Source organism: Bacillus sp. bc15 (assembly GCF_900142585.1).
GTDB classification, from domain to species: Bacteria; Bacillota; Bacilli; order Bacillales; family Bacillaceae_G; genus Bacillus_A; species Bacillus_A cereus.
Genome location: NZ_FRBJ01000001.1, coordinates 1,694,672 through 1,714,443, shown reverse-complemented (window position 1 = coordinate 1,714,443; position 19,772 = coordinate 1,694,672). Strand labels below are relative to the sequence as shown.

The following is a 19,772-nucleotide window of genomic DNA, read 5'->3' as shown; positions in this document are numbered from 1 at the left end:
AGTTCATAGAGCAGTGAACTGCTCTTTTTTATTTTGAGTAGATATTGAATCATATAAAAAGAAAATGTTATGATTATGGAAACGTATGAATATATGAACAAGTATTCATATGTTTAAGAAGAGGAGGGATTAGAATGAAAGATCTAATTATTATTGGGGCGGGTCAAGCTGGATTAACAATGGGATATTACTTGAAGCAAGAAGGGTATAATTTTTTATTACTTGAGGCAGGAAAACGAGTTGGTGATTCATGGAGAAATCGATATGATTCTTTGCAGCTTTTTACCCCAAGGTCTTACAGTAGCTTGCCGGGTATGGCGTTAATAGGTGAAAAAAATGAATTTCCATATAAAGATGAAATTGCAACTTATTTAGAAGAATATGCAAGACATTTTCAATTACCGGTACAATTACAAACGGAAGTTTTAAAGATAAAGAAAGAAAAAGAAATATTTGAATTACACACTCCTACAGAAATTTTACAAACGAAAAAAGTTATTATCGCATCAGGTGGTTTTCAGCAACCGTTTATTCCCTCAGTTTCAGCAAATCTATCATCACATATTTTTCAAATACATTCATCACAATATAAATCACCATCACAAATTCCTAAGGGAAAAGTACTAGTAGTAGGTGGTGGGAATTCAGGAATGCAAATTGCAGTAGAACTGGCAAAGACTCATGAAGTTACGGTGTCTATTAGTCATCCTTTAACGTTTTTACCGTTACAACTTTTTGGAAAAAGTATTTTTAATCTGCTAGAAAAAGTGGGTTTATTGTACGCTGAAATAAATACAAAGAGGGGAAGATGGTTTCAGAAGAGAAAGGACCCTATTTTCGGTTTTGAAGGTAAGAAACTTATTCGTAATGGAGCAATCAAACTGCAAGAAAAAGTAGTAAGTGCATCAGGAAATAACATTATGTTTCAGAATGGTGATACTTATAGTGCAGAAAGCATTATATGGTCAACTGGTTTTGTTCAAAATTATAATTGGATTGAAATTGAACAGGCAGTGAATGAGAAAGGATTTCCTAATCATATAAAGGGAATCAGTCCAGTAAAAGGATTGTATTATATCGGTTTACCATGGCAATCTCAAAGGGGTTCCGCACTTATTTGTGGTGTAGGAAAGGATGCAGAGTATGTACTTTCTGAAATCAAAAAAATAGATCAGTAGCAATAACTACTGATCATCCATATGTACATGAATTAGGAGAGGTCAAACATTTATTAACTTTATTATAATAGATTTTCATAGAATTAAAAACTGAAAATTCAAATTTAATGTTGAGAAAGTTTTTTGTATCGAAATATATGAAAAAATAGGGATTTTTATTAAAACAGAAAAAGATATTTCTATTTTAGTAAATTATGATATAGTCTAAATAAGCGTGTTTTTCCATAAATGTAATTATTTTCATTGTAATTTTGTTTATATGAGGGAAGGAGAAGTAATTATGAAGTTTGATGATCAACGCTTACTAGGAGTCCGATTAGGTTCTGTACTTGTGACAGAGGAAAATCAATATTTAGTAATTAAGAAAAAAGATCATTATGCACTGTTAAATATACATAATTTAGAATGCACTCATGTTGAAGTGCAGTTAGAACATTTGGAAGAAATGTTGCGGGAAGATTTCCAAGAAAGTATAACGGAGATTATCGCACCAGAACATATAAAAATTGTTGCGAAAAATGTTATATAGATAAAGAAGCTGGAAGGAACAGCTTCTTTATTTTCATTATAAGGATAACGTTTTTACAACCTCACCAATGATCCCTTCCATTTGATGAACACCTAAATCGGAATTAGTCATAATAACAGCACCATTCCCGCAGTATGGATAACAAACCATCATACATTGAAATCCAACGCCCCATCCGAGTGAATAAATCTGTAATTCTTCATTAGAATCATCTAGAAAAACACCTAATCCAGTCCATTTTGAGCAACCTTGAGGAGAAATCATGTCTATTACTAATTTTTGAGAAAGTTTTAGTTTGCCCTTTCCTTGTAAGGAATGAATGATTTCAATAACTAAAGCTGATAAGTCAGTTGGTGTTGTCCAAATACCTGAAGCAGCTGCGAATGGATAAAATGGATACTTCTCATTTGTTACAGTTCTATCTTTATTATGTCCGCAAGCAAAAACATCGGTTTTATCTATGTCTTTTGGAGAAAAAAGTGTACTATTTTTCATTTGTAATGGCTGGAAGATGTGTTCTTCTAATAACTGACTAAATAATCTTCCTGTAATATCTTCTAGTAGTAGTTCGATTATACAAAAGTTTGCGTCTGAGTAGTGAAATTCACTTTCTGGTTTATAAGTTACCTCTATAGGTACGGGGCAATATAGTGTTTTACCGGAAAGGAGCTCAGACATATTAGGTAATCCTTTTGCAGGTGTATAATGTTCAAAACTATTAGGTGGATCAATGAGTCCAGATTGATGGCTTAATAAGTTTCTCAAAGTGATGCTTTTTTGTGAAGTAAATAGATTAGTAGGAATGTTCCAAGATGTGAGTTTATCATTTACGTTTTCATCTAAATATACGATACCTTGCTCTGATAATGTTAGTACGAGCATTGTAGTGATGAATTTGCTGATAGAACAAGAATTAAAGAGAGAATTTGTAGTAATAGCTCTAGTTGTTCCAGCTTCAAGTGTTCCAAAGGCAGTCGCTTCATCTAGTTTGCCATTACATATAACAGCGAGGCTTAAACCTGCAACGGAATATTGGTTCATTTTCTCGTATATATTGCTAATTTTTAAGTTCATGGTGACTCCTTTCTTTAAAGACAGAATATTATTTTTATTATACAGTAGTAAAAAAAAGAAAACACTTCGTAATTCACCAATGAAGTGTTTTCTTTTTTAGTTAGTTTGAAGTGAACTTTTGAAAAAATTTGTCTCGGTACATGTACATAACCCATGAGATTGTTATTAAAGAAATGATGATTTGTTTGTTTTTAATTGTTGCATTGAGAACAAGCCAACCAACTATATCAAATAATAAATGTAGCACGATTGAAAGAACTACAAATTGAAGTAACGTATTTAAAAATCTTTTCATAAAGTGTCCCCCTAAAATAATAGGTTTTATTAACAGTTTGATATAGTAGTATTATACATTAAATGCTTGATGTGGTAAAATTTACCTAAGTTAGTGAAATAAAACAAATGAAAGTTAGTAAGGGGGAACATTCATGGAATTCTGGATGGTTATACTAATATTAGCCTTTGGTTTCATTTATATCGCTGAAAAATTAGCTACAATTGAAAAGAAAAATGATGCGCGTTTAAAGAGAATTGAAGATAGATTACAATTAATTACGAAAGAAATGGGAATTGTAGAAAGAGAACCTGAAATTAATAAAGAACTACGCCAGCTTGTAGAAGAAGGAAAAAAAGTTACAGCAGTTAAGAGAGTAAGAGAAGCTTTTGGTTTTTCCTTACTAGAAGCGAAGCAATATGTTGATAAATTATAAAAAAGATCATCCATTTGGGTGATCTTTTTCACTGCACCATGCGTGTATTTACATAAGCGGCGATAATAAAGTGTCCAATTATATGGAACAAACATTTGAGATGAATTGTCTAATATAGGTAATAACTATTTAGCTTGAAAGAAAGGGTTGATGACATGAAAAAGAATACGTTGTTAAAAGTAGGATTATGTGTAGGTTTACTAGGAACAATTCAATTTGTTAGCACAATTTCTTCTGTACAAGCATCACAAAAGGTAGAGAAAACAGTAATAAAAAATGAGACGGGAACCATTTCAATATCTCAGTTAAACAAGAATGTATGGGTTCATACGGAGTTAGGTTCTTTTAATGGAGAAGCAGTTCCTTCGAACGGGCTAGTTCTTAATACTGCTAAAGGACTAGTGCTTGTTGATTCTTCTTGGGATGACAAATTAACGAAGGAACTAATAGAAATGGTAGAAAAGAAATTTCAGAAGCGCGTAACGGATGTCATTATTACACATGCGCACGTTGATCGAATTGGCGGAATAAAAACGTTGAAAGAAAGAGGCATTAAAGCGCATAGTACAGCATTAACTGCAGAACTAGCAAAGAAAAATGGATATGAAGAACCGCTTGGAGATTTACAAACCGTTACAAATTTGAAGTTTGGAAATATGAAAGTAGAAACATTTTATCCAGGGAAAGGGCATACAGAAGATAATATTGTCGTATGGTTACCGCAATACAATATTTTAGTTGGAGGCTGTTTAGTGAAATCTACGTCCGCGAAAGATTTAGGAAACGTTGCGGATGCTTATGTAAATGAATGGTCTACATCGATTGAGAATGTGCTGAAGCGATATAGAAATATAAATGCAGTAGTGCCTGGTCATGGAGAAGTAGGGAACAAAGGATTACTTTTACATACATTGGATTTATTAAAATAAGAAATTGTAGAAATACAAAAGAGAGGAGAAATAATTTTCTCCTCTCTTTCTTCTAACTATATTTAAATGCTGAATCTGTTGATTACGTCAGCATATATTACTGAGATTTTAATTCCAAGTATACAAATACTAGTACTGTCATAATTGCTATAACAACATAAGTAGCATCAAGCATTATAAGTGTTTTTAAAGTTTCAGTCATCGTAATTCACCCCTGTTATAAAAATATAACATGATCTTTTTATTGATTAGATAAGAGATCATAAAGATAAAATGTATATGAAATTTCTTAAGTAGCTTCTATATAAATATATCATATAAATAATGTAAGTAATGTTAAGATAATGTAAATGCATTGTAAATAAAAAGGTTTACAATAAAGACTTTAATAAAAAATGATAGTTCCTTAAAATGACAAATGCGCTCTTCTTTCTATTGAATGATAGAAAGAAGAGCGTATTTTTATATCTATTTCATATGTGATGAATTGCAACTATTTGTACATTTGATTCAAAAATTTTTTTCGTTGTATATATTTCTCCAAATTAATTAGCTATTTAAAAGTATCGAAAGATGTGTGTACACTAATGCATATTTTTTAGTGTCAATAAAAATATTATGTCAACAATATGAACTGTCACAAATCTTTATATATTATTGTGATTGATATCACATCACTTTTTTTCAATGGGTATTATGCTTAAGGTGTAATGAATGATTGGGAGAGGGTGGGATGATATGTTTTGTTATCAATGTGAACAAACGCCAGCAGGCGGATGTAAAGTAATGGGTGTGTGCGGCAAGAATGAAACGATTGCGAGTTTACAAGATACGATTGTGTTTGGGCTAAAAGGAATTGCAGCTTATCGCACACATGCTGCTCAGCTAGGATATACGGATGCATTTGTAGATGCTACAACACAAGAAGCTTTATATATGACATTAACAAATTCTAACTTTAACGAACAAGAGCATATTGATATGGCTATGAAAGTGGGGAAATCAGCTTTACGGGTGATGGAATTATTAGATGAGGCACATACGAATCATTTTGGTGTGCCAGAGCCTGTACAAATTACACAAAATCGTGTAGAAGGTAAAGCAATTGTAGTTACGGGTCATAATTTATTTGCACTAGAAGAACTATTAAAGCAAACAGAAGGAAAAGACATTAATATTTATACGCATTCTGAAATGCTACCAGCACACGGATACCCGCAGCTGAAAAAATATAAACATTTAAAAGGAAACATCGGTAAGGCATGGTATGATCAAAGACGCCTTTTTGAAAAATTTACTGGTGCCATATTAGCTACAACGAACTGTGTTATGCCAATTAAAGGCTCGTACTCTGATCGATTCTTTTCATATGACATTGCAGGTTTAGAAGGTGTACAAAAAATTGAAAATGATGATTTTACACCATTAATTCAAAAAGCACTAGAACTTCCAGAAGTACATATGGAGTCGGATGAACAGTTAGTGACAGGGTTTCATCATAATACAGTATTATCATTAGCTCCAGAAATTATTGATGCAGTAAAAGAGGGGAAAATAAAGCGTTTCTTTGTTATCGCCGGTTGTGATGCACCGGGAAAAGGCGGAGAATATTATCGTGAATTAGCAACGTCACTTCCGCCAGAAACGGTTATTTTAACAACTTCTTGCGGAAAATTCCGCTTTAATGATGTGGATTACGGTGTTGTACCTGGTACGGAAATTCCGCGTTACATTGATTTAGGACAGTGCAATAATTCAATTTCTACAGTGAAAATAGCGGCTGCTTTAGCTGATGCTTTCCAATGTGAAGTGAATGAATTGCCAGTAAGTATTGTGCTATCATGGTTTGAACAAAAAGCGGTTGCCATTTTACTCGGGCTATTTAGTCTTGGGATTCAAGATATTCGCATCGGTCCAAAGGCTCCTGAATTTATTTCACCTGGCGTGCTTGATGTATTACAAGAAACATTTGGTTTAAAACTAATTACAAATGCAGCAGAAGACATGGCTATGATGTTATCGTAACGGAAAAGATGTTTTCACTTAATTGTAGCTTTATAAATCATTTGTATGTGTGTGAGTAAACGTACATACAAATGATTATTAATAAAGAAAATCGCTATATCTATAAATTTTATAAAGCTTTTAAAGTGTAACACCACATGCCCATCACCTTAAGATTTTAAGTATCCCCAAAACGAAATTTCTACATGAATATCTATAATTTTACCTCTTTTTCATTTGATTTGAAAATAAGCTTTCTATTTTTAAAAACCAACGATACCACCTCAAATTATATGAATAAAATCCATTCATTTATTAGGAAAATGGATTGAAAATAATAAGGTAGACTAAAAAGTAAAATATTATTTATGATAATCATTCTTTTATAAAATTTAAATTGGAAATAGCCCTACTCATTTTGATTGCGCATCTTCAAAATGGAGGGGCTTTTCTTACTGTAAAATCAATAACTGCAGCTTATTTTGTTGAAAAAATTCTCATTCTTATTTTGAAAGTGATAGGGGTACATTTACATGCACATCAATCTTTTATGATGAAGTGGCCCTTGAATATATTGTTTTTTATTGACAGACATAAAAACGATTTATTTGCTATATTGATAATTTATAGACGTTATAATAAAATGTTTACGTATATATAAACTTAATTTATTCTTGTTTGGTTTTGTTGTGAGGTTAGGCAGTGTTGATAACAATAAAATAATGAATATATCACCTGCAAAAAGAATGAAACCAATACGGAGAAGATGATTTCGTTAAAAATTCGAAAAATAAGCGTTATTAGCTCTTGAAGAAAAATGACTAGAAAAATTATAAGCATATGGAAAATAGGGTTATACAAAAAGTCCTAAAGGGGGACGGAATTATGGAGAAAAGAAAGTATTCAGTAACACCACAAGATCGAATGAATTATGTATTAGGTCTTTATTCTGCAGATCAACAAATTAATGCAGTTCTTTATTTTCCTGTAGGTATATCCAAGGAAATACTTGAAGAATCAGTAAGGATAACGTTGCAATTGCAACCAGTTTTGAACAGCCGGTTTGTAGAAAATGATATTCCTTACTGGGAGGAACATTCATCTGACACTAACTCATCTATTTGCTTTTTTGCAGAAGGAAATAATCAAGAACTTGAAATAATGGCAATAGATTTTATTAAGGAACCTGGTGATCGTATTCAGGGGCCTATGGTTCAAACGAAATTATTACGGGGCACTACAACAGATATGTTAGTTGTGAAATTGTCTCATCTATGTTCAGATGGTGCAGGAGTCAAGGAATATATTAAATTGCTTGGAATGATATATACTCACCTTTCATTGGGACGGTCTAAGAAGCAAATTATAAAGGAATTTGATAAGGGAAATGAGAGTTGTCGAGATCAATCACATGTATTCAAATACGCTGGAATATCGGACATAAAAAGTGCGTATCGTCCTAACCAAGAACAACAGGCATCGTTATGGTCTTTTCCATCTCAACCTAACAAAAATAAATTTCCCCAAATGTCCGTACGGCGATTGAGCCATGAGCAAACTCTACGTTTAACCCAATGGACAAAAGCTCAACAGGCTACCTTGAATGATGTAATCATGACTGCATACTTCCGAGCTTTATCACATTTCACTGTGTATGCAGAACCTCGCACTGCAGAAAAAATGATTGGCTTGACAATTGATTTACGTCGATATCTGCCTAATAATACAACTGGTGCTATTTGCAACTTATCCGGTATGGAAATGCCAGTGATTAAAATGGAAGACGATGAAACATTTAAGCAGACTCTTGTTCGAGTTAAACAATCAATGGATAAAATAAAGTCTCAAAATCCAGGTCTTTCTTCAGCAGCAGGAATGGAGTTACTGGCAGAAATGAAGCTATCTACAGTGAAGGAAATGTATAATCAGCAATATGAACAGGCTGTACAGATGGGGATGGCGTTGCCATTACTGACAAATTTGGGAGTAATCGCTGAGGAACCTATTCAGTTTGGTGAAATTCAAGCTGAGGACGGGTATATGACATCACCTATTATGTATGCACCATTCTTTTCAATGGGAGCAAGCTCTTATAATGGAAGGCTTACATTTACGATCGGTTATCATGCGCCGGATACATCAAAAGAAAAGGTAGAAAAATTTTTAGATAGTGTTGCTAATCAACTATCAGAAATAAAATAAAAGAGAATACAGAGAACAGATTTCTAATAGAATTGTATTTTGGGAGCTCGTATCATGTACGGATAATCTCTGGAAATTTTCTCTGACCGCACTTGCCTTTATGCTTTATATGCAATGGGAATGGTAGGGAGAAACAGTTTGTATCGTGAAAAAACAAGATATAACGGTATGAAAACAATAAAGCAGAGCTGATTTAAATTACACTTTGAATCAGCTCTGTTTTACTAGTTTGATGGCCCTTACAACAAAAAAGGAGGCTGTATCCGGTTAGGGTAAAGCGGATTTTTAATTTTTTTGAAAATAAAGTTGACATCCACAACTACTTAGTCATACAATGTAGTTGTAATAAGTGATACTGAATAGTGTGGTTTTACTCAAAAGCTATTCAGTAAAAAAATTCGCCTTAGTACTCTGTGATACTGAATATAAGTCAGACAGAATAGGGGGTAAAGGAGGATCAGGACATGGAAAATTTAACTGAAATGCTAAAAGGTTCACTGGAAGGGTGTGTACTGGAAATCATCAGTCGCCGTGAAACGTATGGCTATGAGATTACCCGCCATCTGAATGATCTTGGGTTTACCGAAGTTGTGGAAGGTACGGTGTATACCATCCTTGTACGATTAGAGAAGAAAAAGCTTGTGAATATTGAAAAGAAACCATCAGATATGGGACCGCCTCGTAAGTTTTATTCATTAAATGAAGAGGGCCGCCAAGAGCTTGAATTGTTTTGGAAAAAATGGGATTTTGTATCGTCAAAAATTAACGTCTTGAAGTCAAAATAGGTTCATAAGATAAAATGTTCCGGCCGATACTTTGGGAATTTCTTGTTCGGTTTTATAAAAAAGGAGGAAAATAAGATGTTAGAAATGTTTAAAAAGTTAATTGGTGATAAAAAAGAGTACAAAATGATGATGGCACGAGTTGAGGCTCTGCCAGAGGACTACCAATTTGTATTTAAGAAAATTCAAAACTACATGTGGAATTTCTCAGCGGGTAACGGGATGGATATGTTACACATACAGTATGAATTAATCGATTTGTTTGAAGCTGGTGCAGCAGAAGGAAGACAAGTGCTTGACATTACTGGGGATGACGTGGCTTCCTTTGCTGACGAACTAGTGGCAAATGCTAAAACTTACGTCTCCAAGTATCGTGAAGATTTGAATGAAAGTATTATGAAGAAATTGAGAAAAAAATAAATGGAATAAGTAATACCGACTGATTAGCTGGTTACACATATGAATTGCCACCATAGCTATTCAGTTATATTTTTAGCTTGGTACTAAGTGATACAGAATATCAGTGGTACTAAATAGATAGAGGTAAATAAATTATCTCCGCAAAACATTTTTATAGGGAGGAAAAAAGTATGAGTCATGCAGCGATTTCTGTAAAAGGCTTGAAAAAATCCTTTAAAGACAAGGAAGTTTTAAAAGGGATAGATTTTGAGGTGCAGCGTGGAGAAATTTTCGCGCTGCTAGGCTCAAATGGAGCGGGAAAGACGACAACGGTCAACATCCTTTCGACGCTAATGAAGCAAGATGGCGGTGAAGTAAGTATTTGCGGATTTGATGTACAGCGTCAACCAAATCATGTTCGTCAAAGTATCAGTTTGACAGGGCAGTTCGCAGCTTTAGACGGTATGCTGACTGGGAGGGAAAACTTGATAATGATAGCTAGGCTACGTGGTGTTTCCAATCCCGCTCAAGTTGCTGACAATCTACTTGCAAGATTTAGCCTGACTGATGCGGCAAACCAAAGGGCAGATCAGTATTCAGGTGGGATGAAGCGCCGGCTTGATATCGCGATGAGTTTGATTGGGGCGCCAGCAGTTATTTTTCTTGACGAACCAACGACTGGACTCGATCCTGAAGCGCGGATTGAAGTGTGGGATACAGTCAAGGAACTTGCTGATAGTGGTACAACTATTTTGCTTACGACTCAGTACTTGGAGGAAGCAGAACAACTGGCAGACCGTATCGCTATTTTGCATGGCGGAAAAATTATTACGACAGGTACTCTTGCTGAACTAAAAGAGATGTTCCCGCCAGCAAAAGTGGAGTATATCGAGAAGCAACCGACATTGGAAGAAATATTCCTTGCGATCATTGGCAAAAAGGAGGAGATGTAAATGAAAAGTAAAACAGGTGTATTACTAGGTCGTTTAATGCGTAACATTATGCGCAGTCCGGATACAATTATTACAGTAGCGATTACACCGATTATGATGATGCTATTATTTGTCTACGTGTTTGGCGGCGCAATAAAAACTGGAACGGAAAACTACGTTAATTATTTATTGCCGGGAATTTTGCTAATGGCTATCGCATCCGGTGTAGCTTACACTTCCGTGCGACTCTTTACGGATGTAAAGAGTGGGCTGATGGCACGTTTCATTACGATGCCTATTAAGCGCTCATCGATATTGTGGGCTCACGTTCTAACCTCTCTTGTTGCTAATGTACTTACTATCGTGGTGGTTATTCTTGTTGCACTCTTAATGGGTTTCCGTTCCAGTGCTAATATTCTAGATTGGCTCGCGGTAGCTGGGATACTTGGGATGTTTACGCTGGCGCTAACATGGCTAGCTATCATTCCAGGATTGAAAGCGAGGTCTATGGAAGGGGCGACTGCTTACTCGTACCCGCTAGTTTTTCTTCCATTTATTAGTTCGGCCTTTGTGCCTACCGAAACGATGCCAAAAATTGTTCGTGCGTTTGCAGAGAATCAGCCTGTAACTTCAATCGTGAATGCGATTCGTGCTCTTTTATATGAAGGAACTGTTGGAAACGATATTTGGATTGCGCTCGCTTGGTGCGTAGGTATAATGGTCATCTCTTACTTTTTCGCCAGTAAAGCATTTAAACGTCAGTTAGGGTAAGAAACGAGATAAACGAAACCTTCAGGAATAATATATATTTAGAAAAGCACGGGAGATTTTCCGTGCTTTTATTATTTATCATGCTCTCATTGTAGTAAATGAAATGGTATTTAAAAATAGAATAATTGTCCAGTGATAAAGCTTAATATTTGAGGCTCACTGCTTATGGAATGTATAAGCACACTCGTTTTTGTAAATCTGCTAATACTTCATCGGGTATTTCTTTGATTTTAATATCCTTCCCTAGAAAAAGCAGCCAATTTATTATTTCCGTCACTTCATCGGGATTGTTAACATTGATAAAAGTTTTTAAAATGGCTGTGGATTGGTAAGGATTAGTATAAGATATTGAAATTTTTAAAGGATGGTATTTTTTGAACTGGGCAATTGCTGTCGGACCAAGTTCAAGTACAAGGTTAATTGCTTCAGCCTTCTTACTTAGTTTTTCTAAAACCTTTTTCTTATTGAGTCTTTTATTCGTCGTGTATGGTTCGATATTGATGAGATCATCGACAGGAAACATTAACTTCTTTTCTTCTTTTAAGTCAAATCCTTCAATAATCCAATGGCTTTTTTCTTGATAAAGGTGTAATAGATAAATTGGATAAGACTTAATTTCTTCATCTTTTTTAATGGTAATCAATAAATGGTTATCCAAAAGAAGGATTTGAATGAGTTTTTCTAACATAGGATGGGGGAGATCAGAAAGCTCAAGTAGATCGGGATTATGAGGATTAGTTCCTTGGAACAGCAAGAGTTGATTTAAAAGAACAAGGTCATCCTGCTGGGTTTCTGAGATGAGTCCTAGTAGTTTTTCGGCTAAAGATTGACGACTCTTTAGGTAGGGAAGTTGTTGATTCCTCGTAGCCATAAAGGCAATAAAAAGAGCTTTCACTTCATTATCAGTAAAGCGAACAACGGGCAGGATAGAATTATGCATAACAAAATATCCACCCGTTCTCCCAACTTCAGCGACAAGTGGCATTCCCATAGCTTCAATTTCTCTAATGTCTCTAATAGCTGTCGATCGTGATATGTTAAATTCTCGTATGATTTCAGAAATTGTAAAGTGAGAGCGGTTGTTAATATATCGCATAATTGTATTGATCCGTTCAACTTTTTTCATTTTGGTCTCCTAAACAGTATCATTTTTTGACATGGTTTAAAGATATTATAAACGTATCAGATGAAAAGATAAATCGTTTGATTAATAAAAAAAGAGGCAGGTTTTGAATATGAAAAATTATACTATAGAAGAAAAAGATAGCTTTATTGTGTTAGGTATTGGAACTGAAATTAAGAGTGAATACACAAACTTTGCTGGAATAAATAAAGAAAAGGAACACTTTTGGTCGGCTGTTAAAGAAGATGGAAGGCTGGACACTTTAAAAGCTTTAGCTACAAATGAATACATTTTTTCCGTGAGCGAAGCGGTGAATAACAAAATGATGTATTATGCGGGTGTCATGACAGAAGCACAAATAGAAGAAGAATCTAGAGTGATTCAGTTTCCGAGGGGAGAATACTTAGTAGTGAAAGGGGAAGACAAAACGGCTAAAGAGCTAAGTAATAAGCTTACTGGCATCGCCTTCGGTCAAGCTTTACCAGAAGCAAAGGATTTTGCCTATGTTGGTGGACCGAATACAACGGTTGAGATGGGACAGAGAAATGGCCTAGTATTTGGTGAAATGTGGATTCCGGTTGTTAGGAAGTAAAGTGATAAAAGGTGCGAATATGTAAAGTAGAGGCTAACGATCTTGTATTGTTGGCCTTTTTGAAATGAATATAATATTCATATACTGCTACACAGTATGTTCTGATAAAATGGAATAAAAGGGAATTGTTGTAAGGTGATGGCAGATTGAATAAAAAAAGATTATTTGAGCTATTCATAGTAACGTTTGTTTTTCTATTCCTTCATGTAAGTACATTTACTAATGAAAAATTTAACGATAAATTGGGATCTTTTACTTTCATTGTGCTACTTCTTATGCTTTCTATTTACACTGCATTTATAGAAAAGTATTTTGATGATATACAAAAGTGGATTCGAAATATTACATGTTGCTTTGCTTTATTCGTAGTGGTTTTAGTAGCTCTATGGATAGGTTATTTTTAGTCCTTACTTAAGAGAATGAGAAATATGTGATTACACTACATTCGATCCGATACTATTACTTAGCTGCATCGGTTTATATTAATTTTTTCTCTCCTCAATCATGATAAAATGTACAATAGGAAATTTTATGTAACATAAAGAAGGAAGGTTTATGGTGAGCCTGAGTACTTTGCTAGCTTTTGCGCTTGTTTCACTTAGTATGGTTTGTTCACCTGAGCCTATTTTGATTTATCTTATTTCTCATTCCATTACGTAGGGGCGTATGGCAGGATTTATTTTTTTATTGAGCATCATGCTTGAATTTGTAATTCATATAAATGAAGCAACTTTAGTATTCACTCAAAAATCCATTGTCTATGAAACAACTAGATTTGTAAACGGCTTTAATAGAAAGATGTCTATTGTATTTTTTGCGGCAAGATTAAATAGCTTTTTTGTTACTTTACAATAAAGTATACTTAATATCAGTAATTCATGTAATTAGGGGTGGTTTCTATATTTAGAGAAAATACAAAAAGGATACTTCTGTCATTAGTAACAAATCCAATACTAATAATTGTATACGGAATTTTTTGCTATGAGTTGGCCTTATACTGTAAGTACGGAAGAATGAATTATAATATTTACATTTTGTTATTATGTATAGTACTTTTTATATCCATAACTACATTTACTACAATACGGATGATAAAAAATAGAGAATATGAATCTAAAAAATTAACTAATTCAATAGCATGGAGATCCATTTCTATTATCATTATTGTTGCAATTACATCATTTTATGGGATGCAGATTTATAAAAGTGCAATAAATTACAATGGTAAATTGGCATGGTTTATAGAAAAGTTAAAACATGAAAGGTCAGTTAAACTTAAACATAATAATATATATAAGTCTGGAGTAGAAGGTATTTTTGAAGATATAAATAAAAAATATCCTTTGCCAAAGAAATTGTATATGGCAACTGATTTTGATCTTACATTTCATTCAGATGGAACAATCATAGCGTTTGATACATTTGTTTATAGGAAAAATGATGATGGGAAAGAAGAAACTTATTTAATCTCTTATAATAAGAAGAAGTCAGAAGATATTACTATAATACGAGACGGATACGCAAAGCCTGATTATAATGATGATAAATTAGTAGAACCTTTAATTGAAACGGTTAAGGCGATTCCAGTTAAGCAAACGGTTAGAAAATGGAATGAAAGTAAGTATGGGTTGATTTATTATGGAAAAAGAAATTGGGGATCCAATACAGAGGGAATTATTAATATTACTGAGGATGGTAAGGGGCAGAGTCTTAAAAAAGCAGCTTCTGATATCATTGGATATACTGTATCTATATTTGTCCCTGGAAAAGAGCAAGAGCTAGTCCCTGCTAGATATAATTTAATAAGTGACGCAAGTTGGAGTAAATCAAAGACGCCTCCAAAAGAAGATATGCTTAAAGAGAAGAAACAACAAGATTTAAAGAATGAAAAAGAACAGTTTTTCCTATCGAAAGAAGTTGGTTATAAACTAAATATGACAGATAAAGCATTAGGGAGCGCCTTTTATTCATTAAGCAAGACTAGTGATGAAGGGAAAACATGGGAGGTTATCAATCCAGATCCATTTAATGGGGGGGTTGGTAGTGTATCAGGAATCACTTTTATAAATGATAAACTTGGGTTTTTAGGAGCAATTAGGCCTTCTGGTAATGAAGGAGAGTTATATCGCACAGATGATGGGGGAGTATCTTTCAAAAAGGTAGAATATCCGCCGCATGAAGTGAAATTAGATCATACACAGTCCACAATAAGTCCTTTTGATTCACCTAGTATGCCATATGAGAAAGATGGGGTTTTTAATATGTTAGTTGGACAAGGGGCAGATGGAGACTACAATGGCGATAGTAGTGCACTTTATCAATCAAAAGATAACGGAGAGACATGGGAATTTGTAGAAGAAGTGAAAAAGAAATAATCAGAATTTTTTTTGGGGAAATAAGGTAACTACTCAGCTATACATTTTATTTAGAAGTTTGGTAAGGGGTATAATTCCAGCCATGAAGATAAAAATGGACCTATACCTCGCTGCCTTTCTTTGTTTTATTTCTTATGCTTACTATCAACGCTATATATAGAAAGGTATTTTGGTGATATACAAAAGTGGATTCGAAATATCACATGTTGTTTAGCTTTATTTGTAGTGGTTTTAGTAGCTCTATGGATAGGGTACTCTTAGATCCTTACTTAAGAGAATGAGAAGTATGTGATTACAATACATTCGATCCGATACTATTACTTAGCTGCATCGGTTTATATTAATCTTTTCTCTCCTCAATCATGATAAAATGTACAATAGGAAATTTTATGTAACATAAAGGGGGAAGGTTTATGGTCAGCTTGAGTACATTGGTAGCTTTTGCAATTGTTTCGCTTAGCATGGTTTGTTCACCTGGGCCTAATATGATTTACCTCATTTCCCGTTCCATTACGCAAGGACGTATGGCGGGATTTATTTCTTTATTGGGCATCATGCTCGGATTTGTAATCTATATAATCGCAACTATGTTTGGACTTACAGTTCTATTCGTTGCTGTTCCCGCTGTATATGAAGCGGTAAAGTGGGCAGGTGCTGCTTACTTGCTCTGGCTCGCCTGGAATTCGATTAAACCGGGTGCTACATCTATTATGGAACCTCGTATGATTTCTAATGAGCCACCAAGGAAATTATTTCTGATGGGACTCATGACGAATCTTCTGAATCCAAAGATTGCTATTTTGTATGTATCACTTCTACCTCAATTTGAAGATCCAGAGAAGGGGTCGTTGCTTTTTCAAGGTGCAGTTTTGGGGCTTACGCAAATCACTGTTAGCTTTATAGTTAACCTTGTAATTGTATGTACAGCAAGTAAAATTGCAAAATGGTTTGGCACACGCCCGACGTGGCTACGAGTACAGCGTTGGCTTATGGCAAGTGTTTTAACGGGGCTTGCTGTACGTCTTGCTTTTGAACGTCGACAGTAAGAGCCTCTTTACCGTCAGTTTCTATAATATAACCTAATAAATATTAATATAATTTATGTATAGTAGATATTTACCTTATAAAATAAGGGGGGAATATTATGACTGAGACAAACGAATCTTCAGGAGTTAATTTGAAAAAAGATGTGAAGTTTTCTATTATAATTCCTGCGCATAATGAAGAAAAGTACATTAGAAAATGTTTAGATTCAATTGCAAAGGCATCAGAGGCATATAAAGAGCAAACGGAAGTTATAGTTGTTTTAAATCGTTGTACAGATAAAACAGAGGAAATAGCAAAATCTTATAATTGTGTTACATTGAAAAATAACGATAAAAACTTATCTAAAATTCGAAATTCAGGGGCTAAAATAGCTAGTGGAGAAATAATCGTTACTATAGACGCTGATACCATAATGACAGAGTCTATGTTGTTTAATGTAGATAAATATTTAGCTTCAGGTACATACATTGGTGGTGGGGTGAATGGTAAGTTTGAAAGAATATCTTCAGGAATATTTCTCTCCGCAATGTTAATCATAATCCCCTTACTTTTTAAGTACGGAGCTATATCTGTAGGGATTTTTTGGTGCTATAGAAAAGACTTTATGGCAATCAACGGATTTAATGAAAACATGCTTATGGCAGAAGATGCAGATTTCGCTAAACGTCTAAAAGAGTGGGGAAAGAAAAATAATAAGAAATTCGGTACTATTAAAAATGGAATGATAACTTCATGCAGAAGATTTGATACATATGGAGACTGGACTTTACTTAAAAATCCAAAAGTAATTTTAGCTTATCTAAAAGGAAATGATAGAAAATACGCAGATAAGACATATTATGATAACCAAGAAAGATGAAAATAGAGAAAATCGGCAGAGGATAGCTAGTACTTTTTTAGATATAATGAGAATCCAACTTAATTTAATAGATATTATAAGAAAACCATCAATTTGATTATCTTTTTTCAAATTGATGGTTTTTATTTTTGAAATAAATATGTATTTTTTTATGAAAATATTTTTTGACCCCCATAAAACTATGTATTCCTCCGAATATGTATAGTGAAGAAAATAAATAGAAGAAAAATGACTATGAAAGAATATAGAAGCATTAATAAAATTACTAGATTAAGTGGGCATCCAAAATGGAAGGATGAAATTACCAATTATATAAAGAAGAGTTATTCAAGGATTGCAGATAAAATAGAAAGAGAATAAGCAAAACGAACGGTAGAAAATAAGAAAGTAGATAAAAATACAAACTTAACTGTAGTGCTGAGAGAAAAGGAAAAATCATTAAGAAAACGTTAGACTCTAAAAATATAACTAACAGCAAGAAAACAAGACCGAAGAAAAGTACCAAGAAAATCTGGTTAAATGGTCACTTGTGTAGTGGCCATTTTGCTATTTGAAGGAGGCTGGGAGATTACAAGTGTTGAGTTTAGTAATGAAGATCTTAAGAAAACCGAAAATAGAAGATATCGTATGTAACATACAAAACAACGAAGAAGATAAAGAAGCATTTATCGTACAGTATCAGCCTTTTATTAGAAAATCAATCTCATCTGTCTGCCGCCGGTATATTACAGAACAGGATGATGAATATAGCATTGGATTGTTTGCGTTTAACGAAGCAATTGAACAGTATTCATATACAAAAGGAAAATCCTTTTTAGCGTTTGCTGATCTTCTTATAAAAAGAGATGTAATTGACTATATACGTAAGGAGTCTAAACATAACTTTGTCTTTTTAAAAGAAGATGAGCAAGAGGAAATGTTAGAAATGCAAGTGTCGCTTACAGAGTATATGAAAGAGATGGAAAATAGTAACCGTAAGGAGGAAATTCTTCATTTTCAAAGTGTGCTAGCTGAGTTTAAAATCACATTCTCAGAGCTTGCTAAAGAATCTCCTAAGCATCGTGATACGCGTGAGCACTTAATAGAAATTGTAAAAGTTATTATAAAAGAAGAGGAAATGATGGAAGAGCTGTTCCGAAAGAAAAAGTTACCGCTTAAACATATTGAACCGCGTGTTAGGGTAAGTCGTAAAACGTTGGAACGACATAGAAAATACATTATTGCAATGTGTATTATTTTTGCAAACAACTATACATATATTCTGGATTACATAAGAGGGGAAAAGCATGATGAATAAAGGAATTGTGATGGATATAAAAAAGCATAGCGTAGTTGTTTTAACACCAAATGGAGAGTTTATTACGTGTAAAAGAAAAGGGGATTCTTGCATGATTGGGGAGGAAATCTCATTTGATGAGCAAGAACAAAAAGCATCGCATTTTTCGATCCCTTCCTTTTTAAAACCTGCATCAATACTTGTTGCTTGTTTTCTATTTGCAGTGCTGTTTTTCTACAACCAACCAGAAGAAAAAGTATTTGCTTACGTCTCAGTTGATATAAATCCAAGTTTAGAGGTGAGCGTAACGAAGGATTTTCGTGTTATAGATTTACAGGCTTGTAATGATGATGGAAGGCGTATTTTAAAAGAATTGAAGCAATGGGAAAATAAACAATTGCAAGAAGTAGTACGTACTATTATACAGCAAAGCCAAGAGGATAAGTATTTAACGAATGATAAGCAAGTTATGCTAACAGCAGTTGCAAAGGACAAGGCGCTAGAACCACAGTTAGAAAAGGCAATGAAAGAATTGAAGAAAGAATATGAGTTAAAACATATTACAGTTGAATATCAAAGTAGCACGATGCAAGTACGAGAGAATGCTAGAAAAGCTGGAATTGGCACAGGTGTCTATATAAAGCAAGAGAATGAGAAAAACAAATCGCTTACGCCTCCTGCCACGCCGCCTAATCCGGTGGAAAATGAAGAAGAGGTGCAATCACAGCCGGAGTCATCTCCTGATGCATCAATGGATTTATCTCCTGTAGACGAAAAAAAATATGAAAAGCAAGAGCAGAAAGAACAAAAGAAAACAGAGGAACAGTCATCGAAGCAAATAAAAGAAAACAATGGAAGAGGATCTCAGCAAGAAAATAGAGGGAATCAACAGGAGAATAAAAGTAGAGAAGCTCAACAAGGAAATAATGGGAATCAGCAAGGGAACAACGGAAGAGGATCACAACAAGGGAATAATGGAAATGGGCAAGG

General features: G+C 34.1%; 20 protein-coding genes and 2 pseudogenes. 19 read left to right on the top strand and 3 right to left on the bottom strand.

Annotation, left to right across the window (positions count from 1 at the left end; translation table 11 throughout):
- The first annotated feature begins 134 nt into the window (after positions 1 to 134).
- Entirely contained in the window at positions 135 to 1,178 is a 1,044-nt protein-coding gene (locus BUA87_RS08730) for a flavin-containing monooxygenase (RefSeq protein WP_025117963.1), read from the top strand.
- A gap of 280 nt (positions 1,179 to 1,458) precedes the next feature.
- On the top strand, positions 1,459 to 1,707 hold the full coding sequence (locus tag BUA87_RS08725; RefSeq protein WP_000666948.1) for a hypothetical protein: 249 nt from the start codon (positions 1,459 to 1,461) through the stop codon (positions 1,705 to 1,707).
- Positions 1,708 to 1,743: 36 nt separating this feature from the next.
- Here the strand turns inward: BUA87_RS08725 and BUA87_RS08720 are convergent, their stop codons facing one another.
- Together BUA87_RS08720 and BUA87_RS08715 are read right to left on the bottom strand one after the other, a co-directional pair.
- Entirely contained in the window at positions 1,744 to 2,781 is a 1,038-nt protein-coding gene (locus BUA87_RS08720; RefSeq protein WP_071714613.1) for a serine hydrolase domain-containing protein, read from the bottom strand.
- Positions 2,782 to 2,881: 100 nt separating this feature from the next.
- Positions 2,882 to 3,076 carry a hypothetical protein gene (locus BUA87_RS08715; RefSeq protein WP_025117965.1) on the bottom strand — a complete coding sequence of 65 codons (195 nt, stop codon included), beginning with the start codon at positions 3,074 to 3,076 and terminating at the stop codon, positions 2,882 to 2,884.
- A 133-nt stretch (positions 3,077 to 3,209) separates the two neighbouring features.
- Between BUA87_RS08715 and BUA87_RS08710 the strand changes: the two genes are divergently transcribed.
- From BUA87_RS08710 to BUA87_RS08675, 8 genes are all read left to right on the top strand, one after another.
- Entirely contained in the window at positions 3,210 to 3,491 is a 282-nt protein-coding gene (locus tag BUA87_RS08710; protein ID WP_006929472.1) for a hypothetical protein, read from the top strand.
- Between the two features lie 155 nt (positions 3,492 to 3,646).
- A complete protein-coding gene (gene bla2, locus BUA87_RS08705) occupies positions 3,647 to 4,420 on the top strand; it encodes a BcII family subclass B1 metallo-beta-lactamase (RefSeq protein WP_025117966.1) in 774 nt (257 codons plus the stop codon).
- 738 nt (positions 4,421 to 5,158) lie between these two features.
- Positions 5,159 to 6,445 (top strand): hydroxylamine reductase, encoded by a 1,287-nt coding sequence (hcp, locus tag BUA87_RS08700; protein ID WP_016512509.1) that lies wholly within the window; start codon positions 5,159 to 5,161, stop codon positions 6,443 to 6,445.
- 864 nt (positions 6,446 to 7,309) lie between these two features.
- Positions 7,310 to 8,626, top strand: a complete 1,317-nt coding sequence (locus BUA87_RS08695) for a condensation domain-containing protein (RefSeq protein WP_000415483.1) — start codon at positions 7,310 to 7,312, stop codon at positions 8,624 to 8,626.
- Positions 8,627 to 9,090: 464 nt separating this feature from the next.
- On the top strand, positions 9,091 to 9,411 hold the full coding sequence (locus BUA87_RS08690; RefSeq protein ID WP_000429488.1) for a PadR family transcriptional regulator: 321 nt from the start codon (positions 9,091 to 9,093) through the stop codon (positions 9,409 to 9,411).
- Between the two features lie 75 nt (positions 9,412 to 9,486).
- Positions 9,487 to 9,828: a DUF1048 domain-containing protein gene (locus tag BUA87_RS08685; protein WP_000891986.1), complete on the top strand. Its 342-nt coding sequence runs from the start codon at positions 9,487 to 9,489 to the stop codon at positions 9,826 to 9,828.
- 170 nt (positions 9,829 to 9,998) lie between these two features.
- Positions 9,999 to 10,760 (top strand): ABC transporter ATP-binding protein, encoded by a 762-nt coding sequence (locus tag BUA87_RS08680; protein WP_000017470.1) that lies wholly within the window; start codon positions 9,999 to 10,001, stop codon positions 10,758 to 10,760.
- Positions 10,761 to 11,510: an ABC transporter permease gene (locus tag BUA87_RS08675; protein ID WP_000837816.1), complete on the top strand. Its 750-nt coding sequence runs from the start codon at positions 10,761 to 10,763 to the stop codon at positions 11,508 to 11,510. It begins immediately after the preceding gene.
- Positions 11,511 to 11,673: 163 nt separating this feature from the next.
- Here BUA87_RS08675 and BUA87_RS08670 read toward each other — a convergent pair whose 3' ends face one another.
- The gene (locus BUA87_RS08670; protein WP_072939194.1) at positions 11,674 to 12,636 is read right to left on the bottom strand and encodes a helix-turn-helix transcriptional regulator; all 963 of its coding nucleotides are present in this window, start codon (positions 12,634 to 12,636) and stop codon (positions 11,674 to 11,676) included.
- 109 nt (positions 12,637 to 12,745) lie between these two features.
- On the opposite strand from BUA87_RS08670, the gene BUA87_RS08665 reads away from it, so the two are divergent.
- The 9 genes and pseudogenes from BUA87_RS08665 to BUA87_RS08625 form a co-directional block, all read left to right on the top strand.
- A complete protein-coding gene (locus BUA87_RS08665; protein WP_000801053.1) occupies positions 12,746 to 13,225 on the top strand; it encodes a GyrI-like domain-containing protein in 480 nt (159 codons plus the stop codon).
- A 146-nt stretch (positions 13,226 to 13,371) separates the two neighbouring features.
- Positions 13,372 to 13,629 (top strand): DUF3963 domain-containing protein, encoded by a 258-nt coding sequence (locus BUA87_RS08660; protein WP_001036208.1) that lies wholly within the window; start codon positions 13,372 to 13,374, stop codon positions 13,627 to 13,629.
- Between the two features lie 151 nt (positions 13,630 to 13,780).
- A pseudogene (locus BUA87_RS31735) lies at positions 13,781 to 13,945 on the top strand (LysE family translocator); the annotation flags it as partial.
- A 170-nt stretch (positions 13,946 to 14,115) separates the two neighbouring features.
- The gene (locus BUA87_RS08650) at positions 14,116 to 15,600 is read left to right on the top strand and encodes a WD40/YVTN/BNR-like repeat-containing protein (RefSeq protein ID WP_083530628.1); all 1,485 of its coding nucleotides are present in this window, start codon (positions 14,116 to 14,118) and stop codon (positions 15,598 to 15,600) included.
- Positions 15,601 to 15,716: 116 nt separating this feature from the next.
- Positions 15,717 to 15,861 (top strand): annotated as a pseudogene (locus BUA87_RS30045) (DUF3963 domain-containing protein); the annotation flags it as partial.
- 152 nt (positions 15,862 to 16,013) lie between these two features.
- On the top strand, positions 16,014 to 16,646 hold the full coding sequence (locus BUA87_RS08645; protein WP_023522590.1) for a LysE family translocator: 633 nt from the start codon (positions 16,014 to 16,016) through the stop codon (positions 16,644 to 16,646).
- Positions 16,647 to 16,744: 98 nt separating this feature from the next.
- The gene (locus BUA87_RS08640; RefSeq protein ID WP_072939191.1) at positions 16,745 to 17,506 is read left to right on the top strand and encodes a glycosyltransferase family 2 protein; all 762 of its coding nucleotides are present in this window, start codon (positions 16,745 to 16,747) and stop codon (positions 17,504 to 17,506) included.
- A 574-nt stretch (positions 17,507 to 18,080) separates the two neighbouring features.
- Complete coding sequence (sigI, locus tag BUA87_RS08630; RefSeq protein ID WP_002094101.1) at positions 18,081 to 18,803, top strand: RNA polymerase sigma factor SigI; 723 nt, start codon at positions 18,081 to 18,083, stop codon at positions 18,801 to 18,803.
- Positions 18,793 to 19,772 (top strand): anti-sigma factor domain-containing protein (locus BUA87_RS08625; protein WP_016512512.1); only part of this gene is annotated, 980 nt, incomplete at its 3' end. The genes sigI and BUA87_RS08625, both read left to right, overlap by 11 nt.

Coding starts and splice junctions, on each gene's coding strand:
- BUA87_RS08730 (WP_025117963.1), top strand. CDS start 135: ATGAAAGATCTAATTATTATTGGGGCGGGTCAAGCTGGATTAACAATG.
- BUA87_RS08725 (WP_000666948.1), top strand. CDS start 1,459: ATGAAGTTTGATGATCAACGCTTACTAGGAGTCCGATTAGGTTCTGTA.
- BUA87_RS08720 (WP_071714613.1), bottom strand. CDS start 2,781: ATGAACTTAAAAATTAGCAATATATACGAGAAAATGAACCAATATTCC.
- BUA87_RS08715 (WP_025117965.1), bottom strand. CDS start 3,076: ATGAAAAGATTTTTAAATACGTTACTTCAATTTGTAGTTCTTTCAATC.
- BUA87_RS08710 (WP_006929472.1), top strand. CDS start 3,210: ATGGAATTCTGGATGGTTATACTAATATTAGCCTTTGGTTTCATTTAT.
- bla2 (WP_025117966.1), top strand. CDS start 3,647: ATGAAAAAGAATACGTTGTTAAAAGTAGGATTATGTGTAGGTTTACTA.
- hcp (WP_016512509.1), top strand. CDS start 5,159: ATGTTTTGTTATCAATGTGAACAAACGCCAGCAGGCGGATGTAAAGTA.
- BUA87_RS08695 (WP_000415483.1), top strand. CDS start 7,310: ATGGAGAAAAGAAAGTATTCAGTAACACCACAAGATCGAATGAATTAT.
- BUA87_RS08690 (WP_000429488.1), top strand. CDS start 9,091: ATGGAAAATTTAACTGAAATGCTAAAAGGTTCACTGGAAGGGTGTGTA.
- BUA87_RS08685 (WP_000891986.1), top strand. CDS start 9,487: ATGTTAGAAATGTTTAAAAAGTTAATTGGTGATAAAAAAGAGTACAAA.
- BUA87_RS08680 (WP_000017470.1), top strand. CDS start 9,999: ATGAGTCATGCAGCGATTTCTGTAAAAGGCTTGAAAAAATCCTTTAAA.
- BUA87_RS08675 (WP_000837816.1), top strand. CDS start 10,761: ATGAAAAGTAAAACAGGTGTATTACTAGGTCGTTTAATGCGTAACATT.
- BUA87_RS08670 (WP_072939194.1), bottom strand. CDS start 12,636: ATGAAAAAAGTTGAACGGATCAATACAATTATGCGATATATTAACAAC.
- BUA87_RS08665 (WP_000801053.1), top strand. CDS start 12,746: ATGAAAAATTATACTATAGAAGAAAAAGATAGCTTTATTGTGTTAGGT.
- BUA87_RS08645 (WP_023522590.1), top strand. CDS start 16,014: ATGGTCAGCTTGAGTACATTGGTAGCTTTTGCAATTGTTTCGCTTAGC.
- BUA87_RS08640 (WP_072939191.1), top strand. CDS start 16,745: ATGACTGAGACAAACGAATCTTCAGGAGTTAATTTGAAAAAAGATGTG.